Raw genomic sequence first — 8,302 nt, forward strand, 5'->3', positions numbered from 1 at the left:
CATGTACCAATCAGAGAACCAAGCGGAAATCGTGACCAGTTTGGGTTATGCGTCGGCAACGAACGCTGGGCGTGACAAATTGCCAGAAGAGTTGAAAAATAACCGTACTATTTTCCCTTCATCAGAAGACATGAAAAAAGGCGAGTTTATTAATGATGTTGGCGCAGAAACGTTAGCGATTTACGAAAAGTACTGGCAACGTTTAAGAACGCAATAAGCAACGCCTTTGCCTATTGTTAGGCTTAAAATCGTTCAAATTTGAATTCCCCTCATCACGAAAGCAGTGAGGGGAATTTTTTATGGGCTTTGTACTTCGAGTGTTACTACGCGGCACGCTTCACGAGGCAGAAGTGCTTTTTACCGCGTTGCAGTAACCAATATTGATCAAACAGTGGGAAGCTCAAACTTGGGTTATCAGCCGCCACTTTTTCACCGTTTACACTGATGGCGTTGTTGCTGATGTGTTCGCGTGCAACACGCTTCGAGCTTGCTAAACCCGACTCAATCAACAGCTCAACCAAATCTTGCTGTGCGCTCTCAATGCTTGGTAAACCATCCAACTCCAATTGTTTTAATTCACCCAAACTCAGTTGTTGCACATTACCGCTGAATAAAGCTTGAGTGATGCGCTCGGCGCTAGCTAGGCCTTCTTCGCCATGAACAAATCGCGTCATTTCCTCAGCGAGGATACGTTGTGCTTGTGGCTTACCTTGGCTTGCTTGGTCTTGCGCTTCAATGCTGGCAATTTCTTCGCAGCTCAAGAACGTGTAGTAACGCAGGAAGTGGTAAACGTCGGCGTCTTCTGCGCCAAGCCAGAACTGGTAGAACGCGTAAGGAGAGGTCTTGCTAGGATCTAGCCATACTGCACCACCTTCAGTTTTGCCAAATTTGGTGCCATCGGATTTGGTGATCAGCGGCAGAGTTAAGCCAAATACTTGCTCACCATTTTGACGGCGAGTTAAATCGATCCCGCTGACGATGTTTCCCCATTGGTCATTGCCACCGATTTGCAAACGGCAACCGTATCGACGGTTTAGCTCGGCAAAATCGTACGATTGCAGTAGGGCGTAGCTAAATTCGGTGAAGGAGATACCTTGGTCAGGTCGTTGCAGGCGTTGTTTTACCGATTCTCGGTTGACCATAGTATTGATCGAGAAGTGCTTACCCACATCGCGGAAGAAGTCGATCACATTGATCGCTTTCATCCAGTCAGCGTTGTTCACCATGATCATCGGCTTGGTCAGTTGGTGATTCATCAACTGCTGAATTTGATTAGAAAGATCGTTAACCCAGCCTGAGACGATTTCCTCTGAGTTCAGACTGCGCTCAGTCGCTTTAAAGCTTGGGTCGCCAATCATGCCCGTTGCACCGCCAATCAAGGCAACAGCTTGGTGTCCGGCATCTTGAAAGCGCTTAAGCATAATCAAAGGCACGAGGTGGCCGATATGCAAGCTGCCAGCTGTAGGATCGAAGCCGCAGTAAACGGTTTGTGGCTGTGAGAGAAGTGTCTGAATTTCTTCCAAATCGCTGGCTTGTGCAATCAAGCCACGATCTTGTAAATCTTGCAGTAATGGTGTCGTCATTCTTTTTGTCTGTCTTAGTGGTTGTTACATTCAGACTAAAACGCGACACCTTTTCTCGATATATCCCTTAAGGGACAGTTTTTATCTTGAATGGAGAATGAGGTGATTGAGGAAAAGCTGGAATAACTCACTCAATGAAGACACATTTAATTGCGAGTAAATTCGCTTTCGATGATTTTTGACCGTGCCTTGAACTAAGTGTAACCGCGCGGCAATTTCTTTGGTGTCAAACCCTTGAGCGAGAAGCGAAGCCACCTCTTGTTCTCGACGGGTGAGTGATTCTACGCCAAACGTTGCTAAAGCTTGCTCAATGGCTAATCGCATACTGCCAGAATAAGCACTCTGTGCAAAAACAGGCTCAGAAAAGGTAAATTCCGTTTGTTTCCAATGCTGCTGACAAAGCGACTGAATTATCGGGAAATAGGGCTTTAGCTTATTGATTTGTGGCTGAGAAAAGTATTTTCCATCAGTCATATATCCGAAGTACAGCATGACCCAACGGCCAGATTCAACTTCGACTAGCATGCTCAGTTCGTCTTTCCACCCGGTCTGATGGTAGAACTGTTCGCAGTAGGAAGTAAAATCAACGCCTTTACGCGCCACGTCTTTGAGCGTAAATACGCCTTGTTGCTTTGTTTCGTTTAGTTTGAGAAAAAAAGGGTCATTTTGAAATGAGTCAGTAAGGTAGCGTTGAAAAAGTAACTCTCGCTCGTTCTCAATTGAGTCGTAGAGATAAATAGGATGTTTACCTTCTCGGTAACCTAAAATAACTGCGCAATCAAAATGAAAAAGAGTGCGAATGACACGCATAAGTTTAGGAGTAAAGTTAGGCGTGTTAAGAGCAGAAATTGCTTCTGCTAGCAGATTATTAAAGTTATTGTCAGGCATGGGATACCGAATTGCAGGTGGTTTTGCGCAAGCATAACCAAAAGCAATCCAACGAGAAAGGGAAGTCGCCATCTTCTGGTGACTTCCATAGAGAAAGTTGCGTAAGTGCTCAGTTTTGAGGAATTATATCCCCGTTAACTTATTGATAAGGGTGCATAACAACGGTTTTATTTAAGCGATTAGTTGCTATGCATTACTGCGAGTTAGTGAGCTCTTCGTTAACCCAATATTTAGAACCAGACACGTTAGCATCGATGAGCAAACCTTTAGCGTTCAACTGATAGACGGCGACGCCGCTGTTAAATTGTTTTGAAAGTTGCTCTGAATCTTCGCCCGCAACAGCAGAGGCTTCACTTGTGGCCTCCCATCCTTCGTTGACGAACGTATCAAAGTCTTCTTTGTTCTCAAACAGAACCACTTGTTGGTAAAATTTTCCGCCAGCCCCAAGTGCAACGCCCAAACCAAACATATTCATATAAGTGCGTTCTTCTGTTTCCTTATTCACTGCGACTCCTGACCCTGAGTTGGTGTGAAACAGCAAAGATAATTTACGAGAATCAAAGACCGCGTAGCCGTACGCGTTGTCGTAAATAGCTTTTGCCTCCGGCTTTTCATTAAATAACTTGAGCAAAGCGCTATCTGCCATTAAGTCCACAGCTTGGCGAGCTTCTTCTGGCGTATCGCCTTCCATCAGCTCATCAATTTTTTTGTCGGCAGCATCTATCCATTCTTTGCTTTTCTCGATGCTGGCTTCTGTCCATTCGCCTGCGGTATTGATCGCTTCCTCGGACCAATTCGTGAAATCTTGCCACGCTTGTTTTGAAAACGCTTTGGTGTCGTCCCAAGCATCTTGTGCAGTATCAGAAACTGCGTCGCCAAGCTCAGACATTTTATTGGAAATTTCATCCCAATCGGCATAAGCAGGGGATGCCAGGAGCATCAATGTAGTAAGGAGTGCGATAGGCTTTTTCATCAAATTCTCTCTGGAGTTATCGATATACCATTCATTTTAGGTCATCAGACTTTGATAATGAAATTGACTAAATGACGAACTTGAGAGAGGAATCACGAACTGATTGTGAAATGACGTGTGAATAACAAAGCCCTCACAAGGGGAGTGTGAGGGCTAGAGTTTATCGTGTGTTACTTGCTGCTAACTTTACCGAGTTTTAACCAAGTATCGATAACCGTATCTGGGTTTAGTGATACAGAGCTAATACCTTGATCCATTAGCCATTCCGCTAAGTCGTCGTGGTCTGATGGGCCTTGACCACAAATACCAACGTATTTGCCTGCTTTTGTTGCCGCATCAATCGCCATTTGAAGCATCACCTTAACCGCTGGGTTGCGCTCATCAAATAGATGTGCGACATCGCCAGAGTCACGGTCAAGACCAAGCGTTAGCTGAGTCATGTCGTTTGAGCCAATCGAGAAGCCATCAAAGTACTTCAAGAACTCATCGGCAAGGACCGCGTTGGATGGCAGTTCGCACATCATGATGACTTTAAGACCCTGATCGCCACGGCGCAGATCAAACTTCGCTAGCAAATCAATCACTGATGCTGCTTCGCTTGGTGTACGCACAAATGGGATCATGATTTCAACGTTTTTCAGACCCATTTCGTTACGAACGCGTTTGATTGCTTGAGTTTCTAGCTCGAAGCAGTCTTCAAACACTGGAGAAATGTAACGAGACGCGCCACGGAAGCCAAGCATTGGGTTTTCTTCATGCGGTTCGTATGCTTTACCGCCAACCAAGTTGCTGTATTCGTTAGACTTAAAGTCAGACATACGAACAATAACGCGTTTCGGCCAAAATGCCGCAGCAATGGTTGCGATACCTTCTGTCAGTTTGCTTACGTAGAAATCGATAGGATCTTTGTAACCACGAATACGCTGAGTGATTTCTGCTTTTAGCTCATCGCTTTGTGCATCAAAGTTAAGTAATGCTTTCGGGTGGATACCAATCATCTTATTGATGATGAATTCAAGACGCGCAAGACCAACACCTTCATTTGGAATTTGTGCGAAGTCAAACGCGCGATCAGGGTTACCCACGTTCATCATCACTTTTGTTGGTAGCAGTGGCAGTTCATCAACAGAAGAGCGTTTTACATCAAACTCAAGTTCACCTTGGTAAACGTAGCCCGTTTCACCTTCTGAACAAGATACGGTCACGGTTGCACCATCGGTTAACTTGCTTGTCGCATCGCCACAGCCAACGATTGCAGGAATACCAAGCTCACGAGCGATGATGGCAGCGTGACACGTACGGCCACCACGGTTGGTTACGATTGCAGATGCTTTTTTCATCACTGGTTCCCAATCTGGGTCAGTCATGTCTGTAACTAGCACGTCACCTTCTTGGACTAAAGACATTTGGTCCAGAGAGTCAACCAAGCGAACCACGCCTTTACCGATGCGCTGACCGATTGCACGACCTTCAACCAAAACATCCGCTTTGTTTTGTAGCTCGTAGCGCTCAATCACGTTTTGTTCCGTTTGTGAACATACGGTTTCAGGACGCGCTTGAACAATGTACAGCTTGCCATCAATGCCATCTTTTGCCCATTCAATGTCCATTGGACGCTGATAGTGCTTTTCGATGATCATTGCTTGTTTTGCGAGCTCTTTAATCTCGTCGTCGTTCAATGAGAACGTGTTGCGCTCTTCATCAGAAGTATCAACGATATCAACTTGTTTGCCGATTTCTTGGTTATCTGAGTAGATCATTTTGATCAACTTAGAACCAAATGTTTTCTTAACGATTGGGTGTTCGCCTGCTTCAAGCATTGGCTTGTGAACGTAGAACTCGTCAGGGTTTACTGCACCTTGAACGACCATCTCGCCTAGACCCCATGAAGAGGTGATGAAGACAACTTGGTCGAAACCCGATTCAGTGTCTAGTGTAAACATAACACCCGACGAGGCTTTATCTGAACGCACCATACGTTGGATACCCGCAGATAGCGAGATGCCACGGTGGTCGAACCCTTGGTGAACGCGGTAAGAAATCGCACGGTCGTTAAATAGAGAAGCGTAAACGTGCTTAGTTGCTTCTAGTACTGCGTCGATGCCTTTCACGTTCAAAAACGTTTCTTGCTGACCAGCAAAAGAAGCATCAGGTAGGTCTTCTGCCGTAGCAGATGAACGAACTGCGACTGAAAGCTCAGGATTGCCTTCGATCAGTTCTTGGTAGTTTTCACGAATTTCTTGTTCAAGGTCCGCAGGGAAAGGGGCCTCTAATACCCATTGACGAATGTTTGCACCTGTCTTACGCAGAGCTTCTACATCTTCAACGTCTAGTTCATCGAGTAATTGGTGAATACGCTCATCCAAACCTTCGTGGTCAAGGAATTGGTTAAACGCGTATGAGGTTGTCGCAAAACCATTTGGTACAGAAACGCCTGCGTTTGCTAGGTTAGAAACCATTTCGCCAAGTGAAGCATTCTTACCGCCGACTTTGTCGACATCATCCATGGATAGGCCATTGAACCAGAGGGTGTTCTTTTGCATGTCTTTCTCCAGAAACATTGCAGCTTAGTAGGGGGACTTAAATCGATCTAAATAAACGCATGTTGGCTGTTATTACACGTTGACCATACATTGCTTCATTTAGATTGATATCAAAGGCAAACGATTACGTTCTGGCTGAAAAAAATTCAAAAGAATTTTTAAAGCTGTGGTGAACCTAACTGAAAGCCAAACTGATTTATTAATATTATGTGTACCATCCTACTCAAAAGATTTTGAAAAATTAAACAGAAATGCAAATAAATAACCAAAGTCGTGATGTGTTCTATGTTTCTGACGGTACGGCGATAACATGTGAGACATTAGGGCATGTTGTTCTCGGTCAATTTCCGTTCATTCCTAACGAAAAAACCTTTCCGTTTGTAGAAAGCCAGGACAAAGCTACTGACGTAGTCAAAGAAATTGAAACTTCCTACCAGCGCAATGGCGTCAAACCTCTGGTCTTTTTCTCAATTGTCGTTCCAGAAGTACGTGAAATGCTGCTTGAAGCGCCAGCATACAGTTACGATGTGTTGGAGAGTATTGTGCAGAAAGTGCAAGACGACATTCAGATGGCACCAAAGCCTAAGTTGCAGCGTTCTCGCAGCGTGGGGAAAGATTCCGACACCTATTTTGACCGTATTGCGGCCATTGAATACACATTGGCGCATGATGATGGCATTACGCTAAAAGGGTTGGAGCAAGCTGATATTATCTTACTTGGCGTGTCGCGCAGTGGAAAAACGCCGACTAGCTTGTATATGGCGATGCAATTTGGTTTACGTGTTGTGAACTATCCGTTCATTGCGGAAGATGTGAAGATGATGCGTTTGTTGCCTGAATTTGAGATCCATCGTCATAAGTTGTTTGGGCTTACTATCGACCCTGAACGTTTGACTGAAATCCGTGAAAATCGTTTGTCTGGAAGTGATTACGCTAGCACAGAGCAGTGTAAGCTGGAGCTAGACACTGTTGAGGCGTTGTTTAGAAGAGAGGCGATCCCATATATCAATACGTCCTCTCTGTCTGTTGAGGAAATTACTACGCGTATTCTGGAAAAAGCAGGAATGAAGCGTCGCTTGTTTGGCTAACAAGAGACGCTCATGTCGCTATGTGTAAGAGGAGGTAAGATGTATACCTCCTCTATCGAATGAACCTTAGACAGAATTAATAGTATTGGAACATCTTTTGGATGTCTTGATAGTTTTTGGTCTGAGTCAGTGACAGCATCAGTAAGATACGTGCTTTCTGTGGGTTCAATGTACCAGCGGCAACAAAGCCGTATTTTTCGTCATCAATTTCAGCATCCAAAGTGGTTGAGCCGCTAGGCGTTCGGGAGCTTCTTACAACAACAACGCCATCTTTACTCGCTTTCTCTAGCTCATCAAACACAGTGTGGTACAAGTTACCATTACCGACACCAGCACTTACGATGCCGTCAAACTTCGCATCCACAAAGGCTTTCACTGGCAAATTGGAGGCATTTGCATAGTTATAAACAATACCGACCTTAGGCAACTTACTAAGCTTTGATACATCGAATGGGGTTTCTGTCGTATGTTTACGCTCTGGGCTTCGTTGATATTTGGCATCGCTATTATGAATGTAGCCGATAGCACCAAAGTTGGGTGACTGGAAAGTGCTGACGGAGGTTGTATTGGTTTTTGTCACATCTCGCGCATCGAAAATCGTGTCATTCATTGCGACTAGCACGCCACGTCCTTCTGAATCTTCATCGGTGGCTGTTACGACTGCATTGTATAAGTTGACTGGTCCATCAGCACTCATTGCGGTGGAAGGACGCATTGCACCAACGATCACGACAGGCTTTTTGCTCTTGACGGTCAGATCAAGGAAGTAAGCGGTTTCCTCTAACGTATCCGTACCATGAGTAATGACGATGCCGTCAACATCATCTTGAGCGAGTAGCTCATTAACTCTTTTCGATAATTTTAGCCACACTTCATCATTCATATCTTGTGAACCGATACTGACCACTTGCTCTCCAGAAATATCGGCAATTTTGGTCATACTCGGCAACGCAGAAATCAATGATTCAACGCCGACTTTACCTGCTGTGTAGTTTGACTCGGTTGCAGATTGACCTGCGCCTGCAATGGTGCCGCCAGTGGCAAGAATTTTAATGTTCGGAAGATCGGATTGCGCGAAAGACAAAGAACTAAGGCACAAACCAAGGGTTATCGTACTGAGGCGGAAAAGATTTTTCGTCATGGGAATCACCTGCTGTTAGGTTGGATGTTGGGGAACTCATCTATCCTAAAAACAGCGGGTTAGATTTTTTGAGTACTAGTTCAACA

Annotated in this window: 6 protein-coding genes and 1 pseudogene; 2 read left to right on the forward strand and 5 right to left on the reverse strand. The window is 44.9% G+C overall.

What is annotated here, in order from left to right; translation table 11 throughout:
- A pseudogene (gene potD, locus IQR33_RS32050) lies at positions 1–217 on the forward strand (spermidine/putrescine ABC transporter substrate-binding protein PotD); the annotation flags it as partial.
- Between the two features lie 106 nt (positions 218–323).
- On the opposite strand, the gene tyrS reads toward potD, so the two are convergent.
- The 4 genes from tyrS to ppsA all read right to left on the reverse strand — a co-directional run bounded on the left by tyrS (position 324) and on the right by ppsA (position 5,987).
- Complete coding sequence (gene tyrS, locus IQR33_RS01570; RefSeq protein WP_042523265.1) at positions 324–1,583, reverse strand: tyrosine--tRNA ligase; 1,260 nt, start codon at positions 1,581–1,583, stop codon at positions 324–326.
- 81 nt (positions 1,584–1,664) lie between these two features.
- Positions 1,665–2,471, reverse strand: a complete 807-nt coding sequence (locus IQR33_RS01575) for a response regulator transcription factor (protein WP_031778843.1) — start codon at positions 2,469–2,471, stop codon at positions 1,665–1,667.
- A 193-nt stretch (positions 2,472–2,664) separates the two neighbouring features.
- Positions 2,665–3,444: a hypothetical protein gene (locus tag IQR33_RS01580; protein ID WP_167415724.1), complete on the reverse strand. Its 780-nt coding sequence runs from the start codon at positions 3,442–3,444 to the stop codon at positions 2,665–2,667.
- Positions 3,445–3,614: 170 nt separating this feature from the next.
- Positions 3,615–5,987, reverse strand: coding sequence for a phosphoenolpyruvate synthase (ppsA, locus tag IQR33_RS01585; RefSeq protein ID WP_005373822.1), 2,373 nt, complete (start codon positions 5,985–5,987; stop codon positions 3,615–3,617).
- A 251-nt stretch (positions 5,988–6,238) separates the two neighbouring features.
- On the opposite strand from ppsA, the gene IQR33_RS01590 reads away from it, so the two are divergent.
- Positions 6,239–7,075 (forward strand): pyruvate, water dikinase regulatory protein, encoded by an 837-nt coding sequence (locus tag IQR33_RS01590; RefSeq protein ID WP_005373820.1) that lies wholly within the window; start codon positions 6,239–6,241, stop codon positions 7,073–7,075.
- Between the two features lie 76 nt (positions 7,076–7,151).
- Here IQR33_RS01590 and ansB read toward each other — a convergent pair whose 3' ends face one another.
- Complete coding sequence (ansB, locus tag IQR33_RS01595; RefSeq protein ID WP_193843451.1) at positions 7,152–8,216, reverse strand: L-asparaginase 2; 1,065 nt, start codon at positions 8,214–8,216, stop codon at positions 7,152–7,154.
- Between the last annotated feature and the right edge of the window lie 86 nt (positions 8,217–8,302).

This window comes from Vibrio sp. OPT46 (assembly GCF_015163535.1).
In the GTDB taxonomy this organism is placed as follows: domain Bacteria; phylum Pseudomonadota; class Gammaproteobacteria; order Enterobacterales; family Vibrionaceae; genus Vibrio; species Vibrio alginolyticus.